9 protein-coding genes (1 of these 9 running past the window's edge) are annotated in these 25,003 nt (G+C 74.6%); 8 read left to right on the forward strand and 1 reads right to left on the reverse strand.

Annotated elements, in window-relative coordinates:
* The 8 genes from ACQPYE_RS16310 to ACQPYE_RS16345 all read left to right on the forward strand — a co-directional run.
* On the forward strand, positions 1 to 8,247 hold the 3' portion of the coding sequence (locus ACQPYE_RS16310; protein ID WP_498722136.1) for an SDR family NAD(P)-dependent oxidoreductase. The gene continues 2,274 nt to the left of window position 1, outside the view; the window shows 8,247 of its 10,521 coding nt (coding positions 2,275–10,521); its start codon lies off the left edge, out of view; the stop codon is at positions 8,245 to 8,247.
* Positions 8,244 to 17,927 (forward strand): SDR family NAD(P)-dependent oxidoreductase, encoded by a 9,684-nt coding sequence (locus tag ACQPYE_RS16315; RefSeq protein ID WP_498722137.1) that lies wholly within the window; start codon positions 8,244 to 8,246, stop codon positions 17,925 to 17,927. Before ACQPYE_RS16310 ends, ACQPYE_RS16315 begins: the two co-directional genes overlap by 4 nt.
* Complete coding sequence (locus ACQPYE_RS16320) at positions 17,924 to 18,379, forward strand: nuclear transport factor 2 family protein (protein ID WP_498722138.1); 456 nt, start codon at positions 17,924 to 17,926, stop codon at positions 18,377 to 18,379. The genes ACQPYE_RS16315 and ACQPYE_RS16320 overlap by 4 nt, the downstream gene beginning before the upstream one ends.
* Positions 18,380 to 18,649: 270 nt before the next feature.
* Positions 18,650 to 19,714 carry a cellulose binding domain-containing protein gene (locus tag ACQPYE_RS16325; protein ID WP_498722139.1) on the forward strand — a complete coding sequence of 355 codons (1,065 nt, stop codon included), beginning with the start codon at positions 18,650 to 18,652 and terminating at the stop codon, positions 19,712 to 19,714.
* Positions 19,715 to 19,946: 232 nt separating this feature from the next.
* Complete coding sequence (locus ACQPYE_RS16330; protein ID WP_498722141.1) at positions 19,947 to 20,762, forward strand: ABC transporter permease; 816 nt, start codon at positions 19,947 to 19,949, stop codon at positions 20,760 to 20,762.
* Positions 20,759 to 21,802, forward strand: coding sequence for a taurine ABC transporter substrate-binding protein (locus tag ACQPYE_RS16335; RefSeq protein WP_498722142.1), 1,044 nt, complete (start codon positions 20,759 to 20,761; stop codon positions 21,800 to 21,802). The genes ACQPYE_RS16330 and ACQPYE_RS16335 overlap by 4 nt, the downstream gene beginning before the upstream one ends.
* The gene (locus ACQPYE_RS16340; protein WP_498722144.1) at positions 21,795 to 22,562 is read left to right on the forward strand and encodes an ABC transporter ATP-binding protein; all 768 of its coding nucleotides are present in this window, start codon (positions 21,795 to 21,797) and stop codon (positions 22,560 to 22,562) included. The genes ACQPYE_RS16335 and ACQPYE_RS16340 overlap by 8 nt, the downstream gene beginning before the upstream one ends.
* Positions 22,563 to 22,578: 16 nt before the next feature.
* On the forward strand, positions 22,579 to 23,418 hold the full coding sequence (locus ACQPYE_RS16345) for a TauD/TfdA dioxygenase family protein (RefSeq protein ID WP_498722145.1): 840 nt from the start codon (positions 22,579 to 22,581) through the stop codon (positions 23,416 to 23,418).
* A gap of 73 nt (positions 23,419 to 23,491) precedes the next feature.
* Here the strand turns inward: ACQPYE_RS16345 and ACQPYE_RS16350 are convergent, their stop codons facing one another.
* Positions 23,492 to 24,802 carry an RICIN domain-containing protein gene (locus ACQPYE_RS16350; RefSeq protein WP_498722146.1) on the reverse strand — a complete coding sequence of 437 codons (1,311 nt, stop codon included), beginning with the start codon at positions 24,800 to 24,802 and terminating at the stop codon, positions 23,492 to 23,494.
* Between the last annotated feature and the right edge of the window lie 201 nt (positions 24,803 to 25,003).

The following is a 25,003-nucleotide window of genomic DNA, read 5'->3' on the forward strand; positions in this document are numbered from 1 at the left end:
TCGTCGGCGATCCCGTTCTACTCGTCGGTGACCGGCGCCCTGGTCGACACCACGACCCTCGACGCCGACTACTGGTACCGCAACGCGCGTGAACCGGTCGAGTTCCACCGCGCCACGCAGGCCGCGCTGGCGGACGGGATCGGCGTGCTGCTGGAGTCGAGCCCGCACCCCGTGCTCACGACCGTCCTGGGGGACGGGCCGGTGGTGCTGTCCACCCTGCGCCGCGACGACGGCGGCCCGGACCGGTTCGCGCACGCGCTGGCGGAGGCCCACGTCCGCGGCGTGGCGGTGGACTGGCGGCTGCCCGAAGCGCGGCGGACCGACCTACCGACCTACCCGTTCCAGCGGGAGCGGTTCTGGCTGGCGACCGACCTCGACTACGGCGTCACGTCCGGCCACCCTCTGCTGACCTCCGCGGTGCGGCTGGCCGACGGCGACGGCGTGCTGCTGGCGGGCCGGTTGTCGCTCGACGCGCACCCGTGGCTGGCCGACCACGCCGTGCTCGGGGAAACCGTGGTGCCCGGCGCCGCGCTCGTCGAGCTGGCCGTTCGCGCGGGCGAGCGGGTCGGGTGCCCGGTGTTGGCGGAGCTGGTGCTGCACGCCCCGCTCACGGTGCCGGCCGAGGTGCAGCTGGCGGTGCAGGCGCCGGACGACCGGGGCCGCCGCCGCGTCACCGTCCACTCCCGGCACGGCGACGACTGGACCACGCACGCCACGGGCGTCCTCACGGCGGACGGCGCGCCGCCGCGGGGCTTCGACCGACCCGCCGACGTCGAGCCGGTCGACCTCGCGGGCCGGTACGAGCGGTTGGCCGACCAGGGCTACCACTACGGCCCGCTGTTCCGGGGCCTGGAGGCGGCCTGGCGCTCCGGCGACGACCTCTACGCGGACGTGCGGCTGCCCGGCGACGCGGGCCGGTTCGACCCGCACCCGGCCCTGCTCGACGCCGTGCTGCACGTCCTGGAGACCCCGGCGCACGAGGTGCGGGTGCCGTTCTCGTGGAGCGGCGTGAGGCTGCGCCGGTCCACGGCGACGAGGCTGCGCGTCCGGGTCCGCCCGAACGGCGACGGGCACGAGATCACGGCCGTGGACGAGGACGGCGTGCCGGTGTTCGCGGTCGAGTCGCTGGTCCTGCGGACGGTGGGCGCCGGGCACGCGCGGTCGCCGCTCTCCCGGGTCGAGTGGGTGCCGCTGACCCTGCCGGAGGCGGGCGTCGAGGCGGACGTCCTGCACGTCACCGGCGCCGACGACCCGATCTCCGGCGCGCGGGACGCGCTGGCACAGGTGCTCGGGGCCGTGCGGGAGCACTTGGCGGGTGACCGGCCGCACCTGGTGGTCGTCACCCGGAACGCGGTCGGCGACCACGTCTCGGACCTCGCCGCCGCCCCGGTCTGGGGCCTGGTCCGCTCGGTGATCGCCGAGCACCCCGGCCGGGTGTCCATCGTGGACACCGACGAGGCGTCCGCCGACCTGGTCACCCGCGGGGTGGCCGCCGGCGAGCCGCAGGTGGTGCTGCGCGGTCGCGAGGCGTGGACGCCGAAGGTGGTGCCGCTGGAGGTGCCGCGCACGCCGGACACCGACTGGCACTGGGACGTCACCGAACGCGGGACGCTGGAGAACCTCGCGCCGGTGCCGTCCCCGCGCGAGCCGCTGGGGCCGGGCGAGGTGCGGATCGCGGTCCGGGCGGCGGGCCTGAACTTCCGGGACGTGCTGATCGGCCTCGACCTCTACCCCGGCGACGACGCCAGGATCGGCGGCGAGGCCGCCGGCGTGGTGCTGGAGGTCGGCTCGGAGGTCACCGGCTTCACCGCCGGCGACGAGGTGATGGGCCTGTTCGCGGGCGGCGCGATGGGGCCGGTCGCGGTCACCGACCACCGGATGCTGGCCCCGGTGCCGACCGGGTGGACGTTCGCCCAGGCCGCCTCCACCCCGGTCGTGTTCCTCACCGCGTTCTACGGCCTGGTCGACCTCGCGGGCGCGCGCCCCGGGCAGTCCCTGCTGGTGCACGCCGCCACCGGCGGTGTCGGCATGGCGGCGACCCGGCTCGCCCGCCACTGGGGTCTGGAGCTGCACGGCACGGCCAGTCCGCCGAAGTGGCCCGTGCTGCGGTCGCTCGGCTACCCCGACGAGCGGATCGCGTCGTCGCGCACGCTGGAGTTCGAGCAGCGCTTCGCCGACGGCGTGGACATCGTCCTGGACTGCCTGACCGACGAGTTCGTGGACGCCTCGCTGAGGCTGCTGCCGCGCGGCGGGGTGTTCCTGGAGATGGGCAAGGCCGACATCCGGGACGCGGCCGAGGTCGCCCGGCGGCACCCCGGTGTCGTCTACCGGGCCTACGACCTGGTGGAGGCCGGGCCCGACCGCATCCGGGAGATGTTCGCCGAGCTGGGCGCGCTGTTCGAGGCGGGCGCGGTGACGCCGTTGCCGGTCACCGCGTGGGACCTGCGGCAGGCGCCGGAGGCGTTCCGGTTCCTGGGCCAGGCCCGGCACACCGGCAAGCTCGTGCTCACCGCGCCCGCCGTCGAGTTGGGCGACACCGTGCTCATCACGGGCGGCACGGGCACCCTGGGCACGCTCCTCGCGCGGCACCTGGCGACCGCGCACGGCGTGCGCAACCTCGTGCTCGTCAGCCGCGGCGGTGGCCCGAACCCGCTGCCCGACCTGGACGCCGACGTCCGCGTGGTGGCCTGCGACGTGGGGGACCGCGACGCGCTGGCGGCGCTGCTCGCCGACCTCCCCGGCCTGACCGCCGTCGTGCACGCGGCCGGCGTGCTGGACGACGGCACGGTCGAGTCGCTGACACCCGAGCGGCTCGCCACCACCCTGCGCCCGAAGGTCGACGCCGCGTGGCACCTGCACGAGCTGACCGACGTGCCCCTGGTGTTCTTCTCCTCGCTGGCGGGGGTGCTCGGCGGCGCGGGGCAGGCGAACTACGCGGCGGGCAACGCCTTCCTCGACGCGCTCGCCCAGCACCGCCGCGCCCGAGGCCTCCCCGCGGTCTCCATCGCCTGGGGCCTGTGGGCCGAGGACAGCGGTCTGACCGGCGGGTTGGGCGAGGCGGACCGCGCCCGGCTGGCCCGCAGCGGGTTCGCCCCGCTGACCACGGCCGAGGCGCTGGCCATGTTCGACAGCGCGTTGACGGCGGACCGGCCGCTCGTCGTCGGCGCCCGTGCCACGGCCGTCACGCCCCCGTCGAAGTCCGACCACGGCACCGTGCTGGACCTGGTGCGCGCGCACGTCGCCACGGTCCTCGGCCACGGCAGCCCCGACTCGGTGGACGTGTCCCGGCCGTTCAAGGACCTCGGGTTCGACTCCCTCACCACCGTCGAGCTGCGCAACCGGCTGGCCGCCGCGACGGGCCGGTCGCTGCCGACGACGCTGGTGTTCGACCACCCGACGCCGACCGCGCTCGCCGAGCACCTGGCGGGGGAGCGCCGACCGGTCGTCACCGCGCCGGTGGCCGCGCCGAGCCAGGAGCCGATCGCGATCGTCGGCATGGCCTGCCGGTTCCCCGGCGGTGTCCGGTCGCCGGAGGACCTGTGGCGGCTGGTCGAGGCTGAGGCCGACGTGGTGGGCCCGTTCCCGACCGACCGCGGCTGGGACCTGGCGGGCATCTTCGACACCGACCCGGACCAACCGGGCACCACCTACACCCGCGGCGGCGGGTTCCTCGACGTCGCCACGACGTTCGACGCGGCCTTCTTCGGCATCTCGCCGCGTGAGGCGCTGGCGATGGACCCGCAGCAGCGGCTGCTGCTGGAGGTGGCGTGGGAGGCGTTCGAACGCGCCGGCATCGACCCGGAGTCGGTGCGCGGCTCCACGGCCGGCGTCTTCGTGGGCACCAACGGCCAGGACTACGCCGACCTGTGGCGGGGCGACTGGGACGCGGTCGAGGGCTACATCGGCACCGGCAACTCGGCGAGCGTGCTGTCCGGGCGGGTCGCGTACGCCTTCGGGCTGGAGGGCCCGGCGGTCACCGTGGACACGGCGTGCTCGGCGTCCCTGGTGTCGCTGCACTGGGCGGCGCAGGCGTTGCGGCGCGGTGAGTGCTCGCTGGCGCTCGCCGGTGGCGCGACGGTGATGGCGACACCGGGCACCTACACGGAGTTCAGCCGGCAGCGCGTGCTGTCGGAGGACGGCCGCTGCAAGTCGTTCTCGGCCGCCGCGGACGGCACCGGGTGGGCGGAGGGCGTCGGTGTGCTGCTGGTGGAGCGGCTGTCCGACGCGCGCCGCAACGGGCACCAGGTGTTGGCGGTCGTGCGTGGCACGGCGGTGAACCAGGACGGGGCGTCCAACGGCCTGACCGCGCCGAACGGCCTCGCGCAGCAGCGCGTCCTGCAACGCGCGCTCGACGACGCGGGGCTTTCCCCGGCCGACGTCGACGCCGTCGAGGCGCACGGCACCGGCACCCGCCTGGGCGACCCGATCGAGGCGCGGGCGCTGCTCGCCACCTACGGCCGGGAGCGCACCGAGCCGCTGTGGGTCGGGTCGCTCAAGTCCAACCTCGGCCACTCGCAGGCCGCGTCCGGGGTCGCCGGCGTGATCAAGATGGTGCAGGCGATGCGCCACGGCGTCCTGCCGCGCACCCTGCACGTCACCGAGCCCACCCCGCACGCCGAGTGGGGCGTCGACACCGTGCAGGTGCTGGCGGAGGCCAGGCCGTGGCCCGAGGCGGGTCGCCCGCGCCGGTTCGGGGTGTCGTCGTTCGGCATCAGCGGCACGAACGCCCACGTGATCGTCGAACAGGCCGACGAGGAGACCGCCGAACCGACCGACGACGCCCGACCGGTCGCGTGGGTGTTGTCCGCCAAGGACGACGCGGCGCTGCGCGACCAGGCACGACGGCTGCTCGCGCACCTGGAGGAGACGCCCGAGCACCCGCTGGACGTGGCGTGGACGCTGGCCACCACGCGTGCGCACCTGGAACGCCGGGTCGGTTTCGCCGGCGGCTCGCGCCAAGCCCTGGTGGAGCGGCTCGCCGAGGTGACGGGCGGGCGCGACGACGCGGGGCGGGTGGCGTTCCTGTTCTCCGGCCAGGGCAGCCAGCACCCGGGCATGGCCGCCGACCTGCACGAGGCGTTCCCCGCGTTCGCGCGGGCGTTCGACGAGGTGTGCGCGCACCTGGGGCTGGGCGACGCCCTCGACACCGACGCCGTGCACGAGACCGGGGTCGCGCAGCCCGCGCTGTTCGCGTTCGAGGTGGCGTTGTTCCGGCTGCTGGAGCACTGGGGCGTGCGACCCGACTTCGTGGCCGGGCACTCGGTCGGCGAGATCGCCGCCGCGCACGTCGCGGGCGTGCTGTCGCTGGCGGACGCGTGCGCGCTGGTCACCGCGCGCGGCAGGCTGATGCAGGCGCTGCCGACCGGTGGGGCCATGGCGGCGGTCGTCGCGTCCGAGCAGGACGTGCTGCCGCTGCTGAGCGACCGGGTGGCCATCGCCGCGGTCAACGGTCCGCGGTCGACGGTCGTGTCCGGCGACGAGGACGCGGTGCTCGCGGTGGCGGCGAGGTTCGAGCGCGCCACCCGGCTCAAGGTCAGCCACGCGTTCCACTCGCACCTGATGGATCCGATGCTGGACGGGTTCCGGGCCGTGGTCGAGGGTTTGTCCTTCGGTGAGGCGGTGATCCCCGTGGTGTCGACGTTGACCGGCACGTCCGTCGAGTTCACCGCGGAGCACTGGGTGCGGCACGCCCGCGAAGCCGTGCGGTTCCACGACGCCGTGCGACACCTGGAATCCCTCGGCGTGCGGACGTTCCTGGAGGTCGGGCCCAGCGGCGCGCTGAGCGGCACGGGCGAGTTCATCCCCGCCCTGCGCCGCGACCGGCCCGACGAGGAGACGCTGCTCGACGCCGTCGCGGAGCTGCACGCGCGCGGCGTCGGGGTCGACTGGACGCGCGTGTACGAGGGCCGCCAGGCGCGGCGGGTGCAGCTGCCGACGTACGCGTTCCAGCCCAAGCGCTTCTGGCCCGGCGCCACGGCGCGGCGGCGGTCCGGCGCCGAGCACCCGATGGTCGACGCGGTGGCGGAGCTCGCCGAGCACGGCGGGCTGCTGCTGCACGGGCGGCTGAGCACCGCGACCCACCCGTGGCTGGCCGAGCACCGGGTGTTCGGGCAGGTCGTCGTGCCCGGCACGGCGTTGCTGGAGCTGGCCGGGCACGCGGCGACGCGCGTCGGCGCCGGCCGGGTGGCGGAGCTGACGCTGCACCACCCGCTCGTGGTGCCGGACGGCACGGCGGTCGAGGTGCAGCTCGTGGTGGCCGACCGGGACCTGACCGTCCACGCGCGTCCCGAGGGCGGCGAGTGGACCAAGCACGCGACCGGCGCGCTCGGCGACGACCCCGCACCCGCGGTGTCGCTCACCGAGTGGCCGCCGGCGGGTGCGCGCGAGATCGGGATCGACGAGCTGTACGAGGACTTCGCGGCGGCCGGTCTCGACTACGGGCCGGTCTTCCGCGGCCTGCGCGCGGTGTGGCGCCGGGTGGCCCGGGACGCGGCCGGCGCGGAGGTCGCCGAGGTCTTCGCGGAGGTGTCCGTCCCCGACGGCGAGGGCTACGGCCTGCACCCGGCGCTGCGGGACGTGGCGCAGCACGTCGTGGTGCCCGGCGGCCTGGTGGTCGGCGCCGGGCACGCGTTCCTGCCGTTCGCGTGGACCGACGTGACGGTGCACGGCCGGGGCGCGTCGGCGCTGCGGGTGCGCCTCACCCCGACCGGCCCCGAGTCCGTCTCGCTCGTCCTCGCCGACGACTCCGGCGCGCCGGTGGCCACGGTGGGCGACCTGGCCCTGCGTCCCGCCGCCGCGCCCCGACCGCTGCACCGCGTCACGTGGGCGCGGGAGCCGGTGCCCGACGGGGTGGTGCGGCACGTGGTCCCGGTGTTCGAGGGCGATCCGCCCACCGCCGCCCGGGCCGCGACCGCCGACGTGCTGGCGCGGTTGGGCGCGTGGCCGGCCGACCCGAGGTCGGCGGGCTCCCGGTTGGCGATCGTGGTGTCGGACGACCTCGCGCACGCCGCGGTCCACGGCCTGGTCCGGGCGGCGCAGGCCGAGTACCCGGACCGGTTCCTGCTGGTGCGGGGCAACGAGGTGGTGACACCCCGGTTCGCGCCGGCGCCACCGGCCCCGGACGGCGAGCTGCCCGGCGGCACGGTGCTGGTCACCGGCGGCACGGGTGCGCTGGGCCGGCTGATCGCCCGCCACCTCGGCGACCGGGCGGTGCTGGTCAGCCGGAGCGGGACGCCGGTGGCCGGGTTCCGGACCGCGGCCTGCGACGTGGCGGACCGGGACGCGCTGGCCGCGTTGCTGGCCACGATCCCGGACCTGGCCGCCGTCGTGCACGCGGCGGGCGTGCTGGACGACGGCGTGCTGTCCTCGCTGACCCCGGACCGGTTCGACGCGGTGTTCCGGCCCAAGGTGGACGCCGCCTGGCACCTGCACGAGCTGACCGACGTGCCGCTGGTCCTGTTCTCCTCGGCGGCCGGGCTGCTCGGCGGCGCGGGCCAGGGCAACTACGCGGCGGCCAACGCCTTCCTCGACGGGCTCGCCGAGCACCGGCGCGCCGGGGGACTGCCCGCCGTCTCGCTCGCGTGGGGCCTGTGGGACGTGGGCATGGGCGGGTCGCTGTCCGACGCGCACCGCGAGCGGCTGGGGCGGGACGGGGTCGCGCCGCTCACCGAGGCCGAGGGGCTCGCGCTGTTCGACGCCGCGCTCGGGCTCGACGACGCGGTGCTGCTGCCGGCCAGGGTGTCCGCCGCGACCCTGCGGCCACGCGCGGCCAAGGCCGTCGAGGTCAGGAAGGACGTCGACCCGCTGACGCTGGTGCGGTCGACGGTCGCCACCGTGCTCGGCCACGGCTCGGCGCAGGACGTCCCGGCCGGCCGGCCGTTCACCGACCTGGGGCTGGACTCGTTGGCGGCGGTGGAGATCCGGCGTCGCCTCGACGCGGCCACCGGGCTGCGGCTGCCCGCCACGGTCGTGTTCGACCACCCGAACCCGACCGCGTTGGCCGACCACCTGGCCGAGCGGCTGCGCCCCGACCACGCCGCCGCCGCGCTCGCCCAGGTGGACGTGCTGGCCGAGTCGCTGGCGGCGCTCGGCGAGGAGGACGGCGCGCGGGTGCGGCAGCGGCTGGAGGAGCTGCTGGCCGTGCACGTCGCGCGGGAGGCAGCCGTCGAGCCGGACGACCTCGAACTGGACACCGCCGACCTCGACCAGATGCTCGACATCATCGACCAGGAACTCGGGGCGACGTGATGGCCGACGACGAGAAGGTGCTGGAGTACCTCAAGCGGCTGACGGCCGACCTGCGGCAGACCAGGCAACGGCTCCGGGACACCGAGGAGGCGGCGCGCGAGCCGATCGCCGTCGTGGGCATGGCCTGCCGGTACCCCGGCGACGTGCGGTCGCCGGAGGACCTGTGGCGGCTGGTGGCCGAGGGCCGGGACGCGGTGACGCCGTTCCCGGTCGACCGGGGGTGGTCGGCCGCGGACGTCGCGGCCAGCCACACCCGGGAAGGCGGGTTCCTGCACGACGCGGGCCACTTCGACCCGGCTCCGTTCGACATCAGCCCCCGCGAGGCGCTGGTGGTCGACCCGCAGCAGCGGCTGCTGCTGGAGACCGCGTGGGAGGCGTTCGAGCACGGCCGGATCGACCACACGACGTTGCGCGGCAGCCGGACCGGCGTGTTCGTCGGCGTGATGTACCACGACTACGCCTCCCGGCTGCCGGAGATCCCCGAGCAGGCGCACGCGTTCCTCGGCACCGGCACGGCGGGCAGCGTCGCGTCCGGCCGCGTCTCCTACGTCTTCGGCCTGGAGGGGCCGGCGGTCACGATCGACACCGCGTGCTCGTCGTCGCTGGTCTCGGTGCACCTGGCCGCGCAGGCGCTGCGCCGGGGCGACTGCACGCTGGCCCTGGCCGGCGGCGCGACGGTGATGGCCTCGCCCGGCCCGTTCCTGGACTTCAGCCGCCAGGACGGGCTGGCCCGCGACGGCCGGTGCAAGTCGTTCTCGGCCGACGCCGACGGCACCGGGTGGGCCGAGGGCGCCGGGATGCTGCTGCTCGAACGGCTCTCCGACGCCCGGCGCAACGGGCACCCCGTGCTGGCCGTGATCCGGGGCAGCGCCGTCAACCAGGACGGCGCGTCGAACGGCCTGACCGCGCCCAACGGCCCGTCGCAGCAACGCGTGATCCGGCAGGCGCTCGCCGACGCCGGTCTGTCCGCCTCGGACGTCGACGCGGTCGAGGCGCACGGCACCGGCACGGTGCTCGGCGACCCGATCGAGGCGCAGGCCGTGCTGGCGACCTACGGCCAGGACCGGGACAGGCCGCTGTCGCTGGGCTCGCTGAAGTCCAACCTCGGCCACACCCAGGCCGCGGCGGGCGTCGGCGGCGTGATCAAGGTGGTGCTGGCGCTGCGGCACGAACTGCTGCCGCGCACCCTCCACGCCGAGCGGCCCAGCCCGCACGTCGACTGGTCGGCGGGCGCGGTGGAGCTGCTGACCACCGAGAAGCCCTGGCCGGCCGGGGAGCGCCCGCGCCGGGCCGGTGTGTCGTCGTTCGGGTTCAGCGGCACCAACGCGCACGTGATCGTGGAGGAGCCGCCCGCGGCGCCCGCCACGCCATCCGGGCCCGGTCGGTCCGTGCCGTGGGTGCTGACCGCCCGCACCGGACCGGCGCTGCGGGAGCAGGCCCGGCGGTTGTCGGCCCACCTGGCGGCCCATCCCGAGGTCCGGCCGGTCGACGTCGCGTACTCGCTGCTCACCACCCGCGCGCCGCTCGGGCGCCGGGCCGCGTTGACCGACCTGGACGCGTTCACCGGCGTCGTGGACGAGCCCGTCGAGGGCAAGGTGGCGTTCCTGTTCTCCGGGCAGGGCAGCCAGCGGGCGCGGATGGGCGTCGCGCTGCACGCCGGGTTCCCCGTGTTCGCGGCGGCCTACGACGACGTGCTGACGCGGTTGGGCGTGCGCGACGCGGTGTTCGGGGGCTCGGCCCTCGACCGCACCGACCTCGCGCAGCCCGCGCTGTTCGCGCTGGAAGTGGCGCTGTTCCGGCTGGTCGAGTCGTGGGGCGTGCGACCGGACTTCCTGGCCGGGCACTCGGTCGGCGAGATCGCCGCCGCGCACGTCGCGGGCGTGCTGTCGCTGGACGACGCGTGCACGCTGGTCACCGCGCGCGGCCGGTTGATGCACGCCCTGCCGCCCGGTGGCGGGATGGTCGCCGTCGCCATGTCCGAGGAGGAGGTGCGGCCGCTGCTGTCCGACCGGGTGGGCATCGCGGCGGTCAACGGACCGCGCGCGGTCGTGGTGTCCGGCGACGAGGCGGCGTTGGCGGCGTTCACCGGGCGGCGGCTGCGGGTCGGGCACGCGTTCCACTCGCCGTTGATGGACCCGATGCTGGACGGGTTCCGCGCGGTGGTCGAGGGGTTGTCGTTCGGTGAGGCCGTGATCCCGGTGGTGTCGACGTTGACCGGCACGTCCGTCGAGTTCACCGCGGAGCACTGGGTGCGGCACGCCCGCGAAGCCGTGCGGTTCCACGACGCCATGACCCGACTGACCGCCGAAGGCGTGCGGACGTTCCTCGAACTCGGCCCGGACGGCACGCTCGCCGCGCTGGCCGACGACGTGGTCCCGCTGCTGCGCGGTCGGATCGCCGAACCGGAGGCCGTCGGCCTGGCCGCCGCGCGACTGCACCTGCGCGGCGTCGACCCGGACTGGGACGCGTTCTTCGCCGACAGCGGCGCGCGGGCGGTGGACCTGCCGACCTACGCGTTCCAGCGGCGGCGGTTCTGGCTCGAAGCGCCGCCGAAACCCTGGCTGGACGACGGGATCGAGTCGGCCGAGTCGGACGACGTGCGGCACCTCGGCACGATCTCGACGGCCGACGCGCCGTGGCTGGCCGACCACGTCGTCGGCGGCGCCGTGCTGCTGCCCGGCACCGCGTTCGTGGAGCTGGCGCGGCAGGTCGGCGCCGGGCGGCAGCTGGCGGAGCTGACGCTGGAGGCGCCGCTCCCGCTGGCCGGTCCGGTCCAGGTGCAGGTGCAGGTGGTCGTCGGCGCCGCGGGCCGGTTCACCGTGCACGCGCGGACGGACGGCCCGTGGAACCGGCACGCGTCCGGAACCTTCGGCGGCGCCCCGGCGGCGCCCGAACCGCTGGGCGAGTGGCCGCCGAACGGTGCCGCGGTCGACGTCGGCGACGTGTACGAGCGGCTCGCCCACGGTCCGGCGTTCCAAGGCCTCCGGGCGGCCTGGCGGGTCGGCGAGGAGGTGTTCGCCGAGGTCGAGCTGCCGGTCGAGGCCGGGTTGTTCGGCGTGCACCCGGCGCTGCTGGACGCCGTGCTGCACGCGGCGGGCGGCTCGGACGAGGTGCTGGTGCCGTTCGCGTGGCACGGCGTGCGGTGGCACGCGACCGGTGCGACGAAGCTGCGGGCACGGCTCACCCCGGTGGGCGAGCACGCCCTGGCACTGGCCGCGTTCGACGAGTCCGGCGCGCCCGTGGTCACGGTCGACCAGGTGCGGCTCCGGCCGCTGGCCGGGCTCCGCGACGCCGCCGCGCCGCTGTACCGGGTGACCTGGCGCGCGGGCGAGGCGTTCGAGCCCGACGCCACCATCGACGAGCCCACCGCGGAAGCCGCCGTGCTCAGGGCGCTGGAGCTGGCCCGGGACGCCGGTGACCGCCTGGTCGTGGACACGCGCGACGACCTGGCGGGCGCGGCGGCGCGCGGGCTGCTCCGCTCGGCGCAGTCGGAGGACCCCGGCCGGATCGTCGTGCTCACCGAAGGACGCGAGCACACCGTCGAGCTGACCCGGGTCCGGGCCGCCGACGCGGTGTCGCCGTTCGGGCCTGGTAGCACGGTGCTCATCACGGGCGGCACGGGCGCGTTGGGCCTGCTGGTGGCCCGCCACCTCGTCACCGCGCACGGGGTCCGCAGGCTGGTGCTGGCCGGCCGGCGCGGCGGCGCGGCGCCGGACCTGGACGCCGACGTGACCGTGGTGGCCTGCGACGTGGCCGACCGCGACCAGCTCGCGAGCCTGCTCGACACCCACCCGGTGACCGCGGTCGTGCACTGCGCCGCGGTGCTGGACGACGGCGTGATCTCGTCGCTCACCCCCGACCGGGTCCGGGAGGTGCTGCGCCCCAAGGTGGACGCCGCTCGGCACCTGCACGAGCTGACCGATGTCCCCCTGGTGTTCTTCTCCTCGGTGGCGGGCGTGTTCGGCGGACCGGGCCAGGGCAACTACGCCGCGGCCAACGCCTACCTGGACGCGTTGGCCGAACACCGCCGCGCGCAAGGGCTGCCGGGCGTCTCGCTCGCGTGGGGACCGTGGGGGAGCGGGCTCGCGGGGGAGGTGGACGAGACCGCGTCGCGCCGCATGGCCGCCGCGGGCCTGCGACCGCTGTCCGACGCGGTGGGGCTGGCGTCGTTCGACGCGGCTCTCACCCTGGACGCGCCCGTGATCGCGCCCGTGCTGATGGACCGGCGGCCCGCACCGGCGGCGGTCGCGCCACGACCGGCCCGTGACGTCGCCGACCTCGGCGACCTCGTCCGGGCGGAGGTGGCCGCCGTGCTCGGGTACGACGAGGTGGAGGACACCAGGGCGTTCGCCGAGCTGGGCTTCGACTCGCTGACCGCCGTGGAGCTGCGCAACCGGCTCGCCGCCGCCACCGGTCTGAGCCTGCCGTCGACCCTGGTGTTCGACCACCCCACGCCGGCGGCGCTCATCGCACACCTGCGCGGGACCGGACGCGTCGAGGAGGCGCCGGTCGCCCGGGTGGCCGACGACCCGATCGCGATCGTCGGCATGGCCTGCCGCTACCCCGGCGGCGTCCGGTCGCCGGAGGACCTGTGGCGGCTGCTGGCGGACGGCGGCGACGCGGTGTCCGCGTTCCCGACCGACCGGGGCTGGCACCTCACCGGCGAGGGCGGGTTCCTGCACGACGCGGCGGCGTTCGACCCGGCGTTCTTCGGCATCTCGCCCCGTGAGGCGCTGGCGATGGACCCGCAGCAGCGGCTGCTGCTGGAGACCACGTGGGAGCTGTTCGAACGGGCCGGGATCGTGCCGGAGTCGTTGCGCGGCAGCCGGACCGGGGTGTTCGCGGGCGTGATGTACCACGACTACGGCTCGCGGGTGCGCAACGTTCCCGACGACCTCGCCGGGTACCTGGGCAGCGGCAGCTCGGGCAGCGTCGCGTCCGGCCGGGTGGCCTACGTCTTCGGGCTGGAGGGCCCGGCCGTCACGGTGGACACGGCGTGCTCGTCGTCCCTGGTCGCCCTGCACCTGGCCGCGCAGGCGGTGCGCGGCGGCGAGTGCTCGATGGCCGTCGCGGGTGGTGTCACGGTGATGTCCACGCCCGACACGTTCGTCGAGTTCCGCCGCCAGGGCGGGTTGGCGGCGGACGGTCGGTGCAAGTCGTTCGCCGACGCCGCCGACGGCACCGGCTGGGCCGAGGGCATCGGGTTGCTGCTGGTGGAGCGGCTGTCCGACGCGCGCCGCAACGGTCACCCGGTGCTGGCGCTGCTGCGCGGGAGCGCGGTGAACTCCGATGGCGCGTCCAACGGCCTGACCGCACCCAATGGTCCGTCGCAGCAACGCGTGATCCGGGCCGCGCTGGCCGCCGCCGGTCTGTCCACTTCGGACGTGGACGTGGTGGAGGCGCACGGCACGGGCACCCGGTTGGGCGACCCGATCGAGGCGCAGGCGTTGCTGGCGACCTACGGGCAGGAGCGCTCCACGCCGTTGCTGCTGGGGTCGGTGAAGTCGAACCTCGGCCACACCCAGGCGGCGGCCGGTGTCGCCGGTGTGATCAAGGTGGTGCAGGCGATGCGGCACGGCACCGTGCCCCGGACCCTGCACCTCGACCGGCCGTCGTCCGAGGTGGACTGGTCGGCGGGCGCGGTGGAGCTGCTCACCGAGGCCAAGCCCTGGCCGGTACCCGGCCGCGCCCGGCGGGCCGGGGTGTCGTCGTTCGGGATCAGCGGCACGAACGCCCACGTGATCCTGGAAGAGTCCCCGGACCAACCGGAACCGGCGAACCAACCGGGCCACCTGGACCGACCGCACCAGCCCGGCCGGCCGGACCGGTCTGGGCAGCGACACCGGTCGGATCAGCGGGACCAGGTGGGTGGCGGGCCGGTCGTGCCGTGGGTCCTGTCCGGTCGGTCGCCGGAGGTGGTGCGCGAGCAGGCCCGCCGGTTGCGCGAGCACGCGGCCGACCTGCCGGTCACGGCCGTCGGGCGCACGCTCGCCGCCGCCCGCCAGGCGTTCCCGTTCCGGGCGGCCGTAGTCGGTGACCGGGCGGCCCTGCTCGACGCGCTGGACGCCGTGAACCCCGAACGCGTCGACACCGGCCGGGTCGGCTTCCTGTTCGCCGGGCAGGGCACCCAGCGCGTCGACATGGCCCGCGAGCTGTGCGAGGCCTTCCCGGCGTTCGCCGACGCGTTCGCCTCCGTCCGGGCCGAGCTGGACCGCCACCTGGCCCGTCCGCTGGACGACGTGCTGGGCACCGAGGAGGTGCACCTCACCGAGTTCGCCCAACCCGCCCTGTTCGCGGTCGAGGTGGCGTTGTTCCGGCTGTACGAGTCGTGGGGCGTGCGACCCGACTTCCTGGTGGGCCACTCCATCGGCGAGTTCGCCGCCGCGCACGTCGGCGGTGTGCTCACCCTGCCCGACGCCGCGAAGCTCGTCGCGGCACGCGGCCGGCTGATGCAGGGCGCGCCCGGCGGCGGGGCGATGGCCGTCCTCGCGGCGGCGGAGGAAGAGGTCGTGCCGCTGCTCGCCGACGGCGTGGTCGTCGCGGCGGTCAACGGCCCGCTGGCCACGGTCGTCTCCGGTGACACCGACGCGGTGGAGCGGCTGATCACGGCACTGGGCCGCAAGGCGACCAGGTTGGCGGTCAGCCACGCCTTCCACTCCCCGCACGTGGACCCGGTCCTCGCGCCCTTCCGCGACGTCGTGGCCGGCATCGACTTCCAGCCGCCCACGATCCCGTTCGTCTCCACGCTCACCGGCAAGCGCGCGAGCGACGAGCTGCGCACGGCCGAGTACTGGACCCGGCAGCTGCGGGAGCCGGTGCGCTTCGCCGACGCCCTGGCGCACCTGGAGAACGAGGGCGTGACCCGGCTGGTGGACATCGGCCCGACCGACCCGCCGAAGGTCGTCACGGCCCTGGCGAAGCTGCACGTGCGCGGCGTCGAGGTGGACTGGGCGGCGTTCTTCCCGCCGACGGCGCTCGCGGACCTGCCGACCTACCCGTTCCAGTACGAGCGGTACTGGCTGGACGCCGACGAGATCACCGCGCCCTTCGACGAGCCGTGGTGGGCCGACCACGTGGTGGACGGCAGGCCGATCGTGCCCGGCGCCGCGTTCGTCGACCTCGCGCTGCGGGCCGGGCCGATCGGCGAGCTGACCACCACCGGGCCGCTCGCCCTGCCCGCCGCGGTCCGCCTCGCGGTCCAGGGCGACACCGTCCAGTGCACGGCGGACGGTCGACCGCACGCGATCGGCACCCTCGCGGCGGCGGACGCGGCGGTGGATGCGACACCCGTGCCGCTGACCGAGTGGCCGCCGGACGCCGAAGAGGTCACCCTGACCGGCTTCTACGACCAGGTGGCCGAACTCGGGCTGCGCTACGGCCCGGCGTTCCGCGGGCTCGCGCGGGCCTGGCGGGGTGACGGCGAGGTGTTCGCCGAGGTGGACGTGCCGGTGGACTCGTTCGCGGTCGGGCTGGACGCCGTCCTGCACGCCGCCGCGTTCCTGTTCGAGCCCGACCAGGCCCTGCTGCCGCACGTCTGGCGCGACGTGCGGCGGCACGGCGACACCCGGATCGCCCGTGCCCGCCTCACCCGGCTCGGCGCCGCCGAGGCGCGCGTCGACCTGGCCGACGAGCACGGCCGCCCGGTGGCCTCGGTCGGGTCGCTCGCGTTCGCGCCCATGCCGGTGGACCTGCCGCTGCACCGCGTCGAATGGCGCGAAACGGCCCCGAAGGGCATCGGCGGCACGTCGATCGTCGAGCTGGACGACACCACGACGGTCGAGGACGTGCTGGTGCTCCTCCAGTCCGCAGAGGAGCCGCTCGCCATCGTGATCGGGTCGACGCTCGCGCACGCGCCGGTGCGCGGCCTGGTGCGGTCGGCCGCCCTCGAACACCCCGGTCGGTTCACCCTGGTCGAGACGGACGGCAGCGTGCCGCCGGACGAGGCGGTCGGCCTGGGTGAGCGGGAGGTCCGCGTCCGCTCCGGCCGGCTGTTCACCCCCCACCTCGTCCCCGCCACCCCGACCGCGCCGGGCAGGCTCGGCGGGACGGTCCTCGTCACCGGGGGTTCCGGCGCGCTCGCGGGTGCGCTCGCCGCGCACCTGCTGCGCGCCCACGACGTGACGGAGGTGGTGCTGGCCAGCCGCAGCGGCCACGCGCCCGAGCTGCCCGGAGCCGTCGGCGTCCGCTGCGACCTCGCCGACCGCGACCAGGTCGCCGAGCTGCTGGCGTCCCTGCCGGGCCTGAGCGCGGTGGTCCACGGCGCCGGGGTGCTGGACGACGGCACCCTGCACTCCCTGACCCCGCAACGGCTCCGCGCCGTCCTGGCGCCGAAGGCCGACGGCGCGCGGCACCTGCACGAGCTGACCGACGTGCCGCTGATCCTGTTCTCCTCGGCGGCGGGCACGCTCGGCGCGCCCGGCCAGGCGAACTACGCCGCCGCCAACGCCTACCTCGACGCCCTCGCCGAACACCGCCGGGCACGCGGCCTGCCCGGCGTGTCGCTGGCCTGGGGGCCGTGGGAGCTGGGCATGGCCGCCGACCGCAACCGGTTGGCGCGCAACGGCATCGCACCGCTGACCACCCGGGAAGGGCTGGCGTTGTTCGACCGCGCCCTCACCGCCGACGAACCGGTGCTGGTGCCGATGCGCCGGGTGCACGTCGAGCGGGCCGTGACGGACGAGGACGGGCTGACCACCGTGCGGCGGGTGGTGGCCGAGGTGCTGGGCCACCGCGAGCCCGTGTCGCCCGAGGCGTCGTTGGCCGACCTCGGGTTCGACTCCCTCACCTCGGTGGAGCTGCGCAACCGGCTCACCGCGGCGACCGGTGTCCCGCTGTCGGCGACCGTCGCGTTCGAGCACCCCACGGTCGCCGACCTCGCCCGGCGCCTGCGTCCGGAACCCGCCGCCGACGACGGTCTGGCCGCGTTGTTCGACCAGGCCAAGGCGGCGGGCAGGCTCATGGTCGGCATGGAGCTGGTGCGGGTCGCGGCCCGGCTGCGCCCGACGTTCACCAGCGCCGAGCCACCGCCGCCGATCCGCCTCGCGCACGGCGCCGGCGGGCCCGCCCTGCTGTGCTTCCCGGCCGTGGTGGCGCTGTCCGGCGCGCACCAGTACGCCCGGTTCGCCGAGCACCTGCGCGGCCGGCGGGACGTGACCGTGCTGCCGCAGCCGGGTTTCCGCGCCGGGGAACCGCTGCCCGCCACCGTCGAGGCGGTCGTCGAGACGCACCTGAAGTCCATCCCGGACGGTCCGGTGGCGTTGCTCGGGTACTCGTCGGGCGGCTGGATCGCGCACGAGGTGGCGCGACGCCTGGAGGAGCTGGGCAGGCCCGCCGGGGCCGTCGTCCTGCTGGACACCTACGTCCAGGCGGAGATGACGCCCGAGCTGACCGACGAGTTCGTCGCGGGACTGTTCGCCCGCCGCACGGACACCGACGCCACGTCCCTCACCGCGATGGGCGGCTACTTCGAGGTGTTCCAGACCTGGGCGCCGCGACCGATCGCCACCCCGACCCTGTTCCTGCGCGCCGAGCGGGTGCTGGCCGGTCGGCCGGCCGGCTGGGCGCACGCGGACGAGTTCCGCACCACCCCGGGCGACCACTTCACGATCGTCCAGGACCACGCCGGATCCACCGCCGACACCGTGCACGACTGGCTGTCCACCACCGAGGAGCAACGATGACCACCGTGACGCCCGAACTCGTCGCCGCGGCGTACGCCGCCCTGCTGACCGGCGACCGGGCCAAGATCGCCGAGCACTGGTCCGAGGACCTGCGCTTCCACGCGCCCGGCCAGCACAGGTTCGCCGGGTGGCACGAAGGGCTCGACTCCTTCCTCGACTACCTGACCGGCGTGTTCGTGGCGTCGGGCGGCACGTGGCAGACCGACGTCCTGCACTCGGTCATCGGCGGCGACCACTCCGTGGAACTGGTGCGGGTGCACGCCGTGCGGGCCGGCGCGAAGCCGGACAGCACCTCACCGTTCGACGTCCTGGACATCACCGGCGCGCAGATCAGCCGGTGGGAGGACGGGAAGGTCGTCGAGGGCACCGCCGGCTACTTCGGCGACGGCGCGACCAACGCGAACCAGTGGTGGTCGCCGATCGGCCCGAACGGCGAGCGCCGCGACGTCTGACCCGCTGCCCCCGCCTGATCGACACGCGACAGCCGCCGACCGGTTTCGGCGGCTGTCGCGTCCGCGTGGCGGTCGTCCGGTCGATGTCACCCGGTCCCGTGGTCGAACGCGGTCGAACGGAAGTCCAAGTGAGACGTCGGCCGGCTCCGGTCGGGTGAATCGTTGTCCGGTTGCGGACAGGCGGGATTGACAGGGGAATCGGTGCGCGCCGATGGTTCAGCGAATCGCTCTGGGAGCGCTCCCAGAAAGCCGGAAGCCGAAGGGAACGAGATGTCCCGCAAGCCTGCCCTGCACGCCCTCGTGACGGCCCTCGTCGCGATGCTGGCGTTCGCCGTGGCCCAACCCGCGTTCTCCTCCGCCGCGCCGGCCGCCGCGAGCCCGGTGCGGATCATGCCCCTCGGCGACTCGATCACCGCCGGCCCCGGCTGCTGGCGCGCCTACCTCTGGGACCGCCTGCAGAAGACCGGCTACACCGACATCGACTTCGTCGGCACCCAGCCGGGAGGTGGCTGCTCGGTGCCGTTCGACGGCGACCACGAGGGCCACGGCGGCTACGCGGCCACCGGCATCGCCGAGCAGAACCAGCTGCCGCCGTGGCTGGCCGCGGCCCGGCCCGACGTCGTGCTCATGCACCTGGGCACCAACGACATGTGGGGCAACTTCCGCCCCGTCGAGTCCGTCATCGCCGCGTACTCCAAGCTCGTGGACCAGATGCGGGCGAACAACCCGGACATGAAGATCCTCGTCGCGAAGATCATCCCGATGGCCTGCCCCGAGTGCACGCACGTCGTCGCCCTGAACAACGCCATCCCGGCCTGGGCGGCGGCCAAGACGACCGCGCGGTCGCCGATCACCGTGGTGGACCAGTGGACCGGCTTCGACACGACCACCGACACCGGTGACGGGGTGCACCCGAACGACGCCGGCTTCCGCAAGATGGCCGACCGCTGGTACCCGGCCGTCGCCGCCGCTCTCGGTGGCACATCACCGACCACCACGACGACCACGACCACCACGACCACGACAGTCCCGCCCGTCGGGGCCTGCGCCGCGACCTACCGCGTGGTCGGCCAGTGGAACGGGGGCTTCCAGGGCGAGGTGACCGTGCGCAACAACGCCTCGGCGACGACGGCGGGCTGGTCGGCCACGCTGACCTTCGGCGGCGGCCAGCAGCTCACCCAGGCGTGGAACGCCACCGCCGTGCAGAGCGGGACGACGGCGACCGCGCGGAACCTGAGCTGGAACGGCGCCCTGCCACCGGCCGGCTCGGCGACCTTCGGCTTCCTCGCGAGCGGAACCGGCACGGCCGCGACGGTCGGCTGCACGATGAGCTGATCACCACTCGCACTCCTCGAAAACCGCGATAAGTCGAAGACAGAATTACTCGCAGCACGACAGATCGTGCATCGGGAGGAATGAGGATCCGCGCGTTGATGTCATGAAACTCCGTGCCGCGCAAGCATTGTGGGCGAACCCGTCCACGGAGCGGGAAGGATGATCGGGAGAACCGCTTTTCTGTACATTCACCACCGGTTCCCCACCTCCCCGTTCGGCACGGAGTTCCCCCATGGCGCAGAAAGAACCGCGGCGCGCCGCGTTGTCCGCCACGCACTCGGTCCTGGTGCGCGTGGCGGCGGTGCTCGTGCTGCTCGCGGCCTGGGAGTTGCTGGTCCTGGCGAGGTTCTGGCCACCGGCCGTCCTGCCCGGACCGGTCCAGGTGTGGGACCAGCTGCTCGCCGCCTCCGACAGCGGCAACGGCCAGGGCGGGTACGCGGGCTCGACCGTGCTCGAACGGCTCGGCGTCAGCCTGCGGCGGGTCGGTTACGGCTCCGCCTACGGCATCCTGGTCGGCGTGGGGCTCGGCCTGCTGATGGGCCTGGTCCCGCTGATCCGCGCGGTGGCCGAGCCGTTCGTGACGTTCCTGCGCGCCCTGCCGCCGCTGGCCTACCTGAGCCTGCTGGTCATCTGGTTCGGCATCGACGAGGAACCCAAGGTCTACCTGCTCGTCGTGGCCGCGTTCCCACCGGTCGCGGTGGCCACCGCGGCTGCCGTGACCGGCGTGAACAGGCAGTACGTGGAGGCCGCGCACGCGCTCGGCGCCGGCCGGCTCGGCGTGGTCGGCACGGTGGTGCTGCCCGCGTCCGCGCCCGAGATCCTCACCGGCGTCCGGCTGGCCGTGGGCGTCGCCTACAGCTCCGTCGTGGCCGCCGAGACCGTCAACGGCGCGGACGGCATCGGGGGCATGGTCCTCAACGCCCAGCGCTACAACCAGACCGCGGTCGTCCTGCTCGGGCTCGTCGTCATCGGCGTGACCGGGCTGCTCATCGACACCGCCATCCTCGCGCTGCAACGCGCCGTCTCGCCGTGGCGCGGACGGGCATGAGCGCCGACACCGGGAGCACCGCCTTGTCCGTCACGCGCAGATCGGTCCTGTCCCTGCTCGCCGCCGCCCCGGTGCTGGCCGCGTGCGGGGTCGGCGGCTCGTCCCCGGCGAAGTCCGGTGAGCGCCAGGTCCGCATCGCCTACCAGAACTTCGCCGACAGCACCCTCCTGGTGAAGGACCAGGGCGTGCTGGAGAAGGCGCTGCCCGACCACCGGATCGCCTGGACGTCGTTCGACTCCGGCGCGAGCATCAACACCGCGTTCCTGGGTGGCGCCATCGACCTCGCGGTCATCGGCAGCAGCCCCGCCGCGGCCGGGTTGTGCCCGCCGCTGAACATCCCGTACCAGGTCGTCGAGCTGCTCAACGTGATCGGCGACAGCGAGGCCTTGGTGGTGCGCAAGGCCAGTGGGGTCACCGACATCAAGGGGCTGGTCGGCCGCAAGGTCGCCGCGCCGTTCGGCTCCACCGCGCACTACAGCCTGCTGGCCGCCTTCCAGCAGGCGGGCGTCGACCCGGCGTCGGTGACGCTGGTCGACCTGGAGCCGCAGAACATCCAGGCCGCCTGGCAGCGCGGTGACATCGACGGCGCGTACGTGTGGACGCCGGTCCTCAGCGTGCTCCAGCAGGACGGCCTGACCCTCACCGACAGCGCCCGGCTGGCCGCCGCGGGCAAGCCGACCCTGACGTTCACCGTGGCGCGCAACGAGTTCGTCGAGCAGAACGGCGACGTGCTCGTCGCGTGGCTGGCCGCCACCGACGAGGCCATCAAGAAGATCAAGGACGAGCCCCGAGTGGTCGCCGAGGCCGTGTCACGGCAGATCGGCGCGAGCGTGGAGGACGCGTTGTCCCAGCTCAAGCAGAACATCTACGTCGACCACGCCGAACAGCTCGGTCCCGAGTACTTCGGCACCGCCGACGCGCCGGGCAAGCTCGCCGAGCAGCTGCGGGCCACCGCGGAGTTCCTGCACGGGCAGAAGAAGGTCGACACGGTGCCGGACGTGGCGACGTTCCGCGCGGCCCTGCGGGCACCCCGTGGGTGAGCCGCTGGTGGAGTTGGTCGACGTCGAGCACCGCTACCGGGCCAAGGGCGCCGACGTCCCGGCGCTCGGGCCGCTGGACCTGCGCGTGGACCCGGGGGAGTTCCTGGTCGTGGTCGGTCCGTCCGGGTCCGGCAAGAGCACCCTGCTGCGGCTGGCCGGCGGGTTCGAGCGGCCCGCCGCCGGCGTGGTCCGGGTCCTCGGCGGCACGCCCGTGGCGGGCCGGGACGTCGGCACGGTGTTCCAGCAGCCCCGGTTGTTCCCGTGGCAGACCGTGGGCCGCAACGTCGCCACCGCGCTGCGCTGGGCGGGTGTGCCGCGCGCCGACCGCCCGCGGCGCACCCGCGAGCTGCTGGACCAGGTCGGCTTGGCCGAGCTGGGGCCGCGCCGCACGTGGGAGATCTCCGGCGGGCAGCAGCAGCGGGTGGCCATCGCGCGGGCGCTCGCCGCCCGGCCGCGCCTGCTGCTGATGGACGAGCCGTTCGCCGCGCTGGACGCGCTGACCCGCGAGCGGCTCCAGGAGGACGTCCGCTCGTTGACCGACGGCGAGCGGGGAGTGGTGTTCGTGACGCACAGCGTGGACGAGGCCGTGTTCCTGGCCAGCCGCGTGGTCGTGCTGTCCGACCGACCGGGCCGGGTCGCGTTGGACCTGCCCGTTCCGCTGCCGCGGTCCGGGGTGTCGGCCGACGAGCTGCGCGGGTCGGCGGACTTCGCCGCGCTGCGCGGCGAGGTGGCGGGCGCCGTCCGTGCCGTGGCGGCCTGACCAGTAGGGAGAGATCGTGACGCACATCGAGCCGCTCACCCCCACCCTCGGCGCACGGGTCACCGGCGTCGACCTCAACGACATCACGTCCGCCGAAGCGGCCTCGACGCTGCGGACGGCCCTGGTCGAGCGCAAGGTGCTGGTGTTCCCGAACCAGTCGCTGACCCCGACGGCGCACCGGGCGTTCGCGGGCGCGCTGGGCGAGCTGACGCCGGCGCACCCCGTCGTGCCGGGCCTGGACGCCGACCACCCCGAGATCTACGTGCTGGACGCGAGCGACGGCGGCAAGGCCCCGGTGTGGCACACGGACGTCACCTTCATGGCCCGCCCGCCGCTGGGTTCGGTGCTGCGGGCGGTGACGCTGCCGCCGACCGGTGGCGACACCTGCTGGACCGACCTCGAAGCGGCGTACGCGTACCTGTCCGCGCCGCTGCGCGAGCTGGTGGACAAGCTGACCGCGCTGCACGACGGGCGCAAGGACTTCGAGGAGTACCTGCACGAGCGGCTGGGTGGCGAGGGCAACACGTGGGAGGGGCAGCGCATCCGTTCGCTGGAGCCCGTGGAGCACCCCGTGGTGCGCACGCACCCCGAGTCGGGTCGGCGCAGCCTGTTCGTGAACCCCGGTTTCACCACGCGGCTGCTCGGCGTGACGGAAGCGGAGAGCCGGGCGTTGCTGGACGTCCTCTTCGCGGCGGTGGGACGACCCGAGTTCACCGTGCGGCACCGGTGGAGCGAGGGCGACGTGGTGGTCTGGGACAACCGGAGCACGGCGCACTACGCGGTGGACGACTACGGGGACCGGCGGCGGGTGATGCACCGGATCACCCTGCGCGGTGACGTGCCGGTCGGGGTCTGACGCGCCTTCCGGTGCCGAGCACGTGCTCGGCACCGGAAGGGCGGACCCGCCGAGAAGTCGTGTCGGGACGACCTCAGGCGGTCGTGCGCGACCACTGCTGGTTGGTGCCGGTGTTGCAGGTCTGCTGCTGGATGTCCACGCCGTCGCCCGTGCCGGAGCCGACGACGTCGAGGCACTTGCCGCTGTGCCGCGCCACGATCCGGTGGTAGCTGCCGGTGGCCTGCCACTGCCACTGCTGGTTGGCGCCGCTGCCGCAGGTGTACTGGATGACGTTGGCCCCGTCGGCGGTGGAGCCGCTCGGCACGTCGAGGCACTTGCCGCTGTTCTGGTTGACGATGCGGAAGTAGCCGCTGCCCGCGTCCTGGAACTGCCATTTCTGGTTGCTGCCACCGTTCCAGGTCCACTGCTTGACCTCGGCGTTGTTCGCGGTCGAGGCCGACACGACGTCCATCACCCTGCCGCTGTTGCGGTTGGTCACGCGGTAGGCGGGCGTCGAGCCCGGCACGTCGGAGACCGGCAGGATCGTGCCGTGGCGGCAGCCGGGGCACGTGATCTGGCTCAGGCCCGACCAGGAGTCCAGGTTCGGGCTGGTGGCCGTCCAGATGCCGCCGTTGGTGTACTTGTCGATCCAGATGCGCCAGGAGCCGTCGCCCATCCGCAGCACGGCCGGCCCCTCGTAGCCCGAGCTCCACAGCTGACCCCGGTTGCTCCACCCGCTGGTGAGGCTCGTGCTGGTCCAGTGCTCGATGTACTTGGTGGTCTCGTTCTTGGTGAAGGCGTGGTAGGTGCTGTCCGACTTCACCACGTAGGTGTCGATGTAGTTGTAGCCGAGGCCACCCATCTGCGCCGGTCCGCTCCAGGAGGTCAGCGCGCTGTTCTGGGCGGTGAAGACGTAGGGGCGGAAGCAGTTGGAGCACGTCGTCCGGGCGATGCTCACGATGACCCGGACGGTGCCGCCCTCGACGTAGAACTCGGGCGCCCAGGTGAACCGCGTGTCGGCGACACCGGAGTCGACACTGGCCACGTGCGTCCAGGTGACCAGGTCGGGGCTCGATGCGATGTTGAAGTGTGTTGAGTTCGTGGTCCACGACTGGACGGTGTGCGCGAGGTAGTAGAGCCCGTTGTGCTGGATGACGCTGGGGTCCCGCAGCACCCCGGACGGGCCGCGGTAGTTCGTGTCGGCCAGCACGGAGAAGTTCGTGCCGTTGGTCGAGGAGTAGACCCAGAGCTCCTGGTCGGCGGCGGCGTCGCCCTTGAACGTGGTGTACACGTAGCCCGGGGCGGCTTGCGCGGGTGACACGACGGCTACCGCGGTGGCGGCGACGGTGAGCGCCACAAGGCTCAGTCTGGCCAGCCAACGCCTGGTCCTCGGCGTTCTGTTCACGGATGATCTCCTCGCGGGTGGGGTGCCGACGGAGGTCGACCCGGGACGAGGCGACCGTTGGGCGGGGCGCGGCGTGGACGGGGTGGCGCGTGGACGACGGGGTGGCGCGGGGACGACCGGCGTCACGAGGCGGTCGACATCGGCGTCCCCACTCGGGTGGCTCCGGTGTGACGGGCGCCACCATCCTGTGTGAACGCTAAC

The organism is Actinosynnema sp. CA-299493 (genome assembly GCF_050946825.1).
GTDB lineage: Bacteria > Actinomycetota > Actinomycetes > Mycobacteriales > Pseudonocardiaceae > Actinosynnema.

Excerpts from the sequence above, each read along its gene's own strand:
- ACQPYE_RS16335 (WP_498722142.1), top strand. The coding sequence starts at position 20,759 with ATGAGCGCCGACACCGGGAGCACCGCCTTGTCCGTCACGCGCAGATCG.
- ACQPYE_RS16325 (WP_498722139.1), top strand. The coding sequence starts at position 18,650 with ATGTCCCGCAAGCCTGCCCTGCACGCCCTCGTGACGGCCCTCGTCGCG.
- ACQPYE_RS16320 (WP_498722138.1), top strand. The coding sequence starts at position 17,924 with ATGACCACCGTGACGCCCGAACTCGTCGCCGCGGCGTACGCCGCCCTG.
- ACQPYE_RS16330 (WP_498722141.1), top strand. The coding sequence starts at position 19,947 with ATGGCGCAGAAAGAACCGCGGCGCGCCGCGTTGTCCGCCACGCACTCG.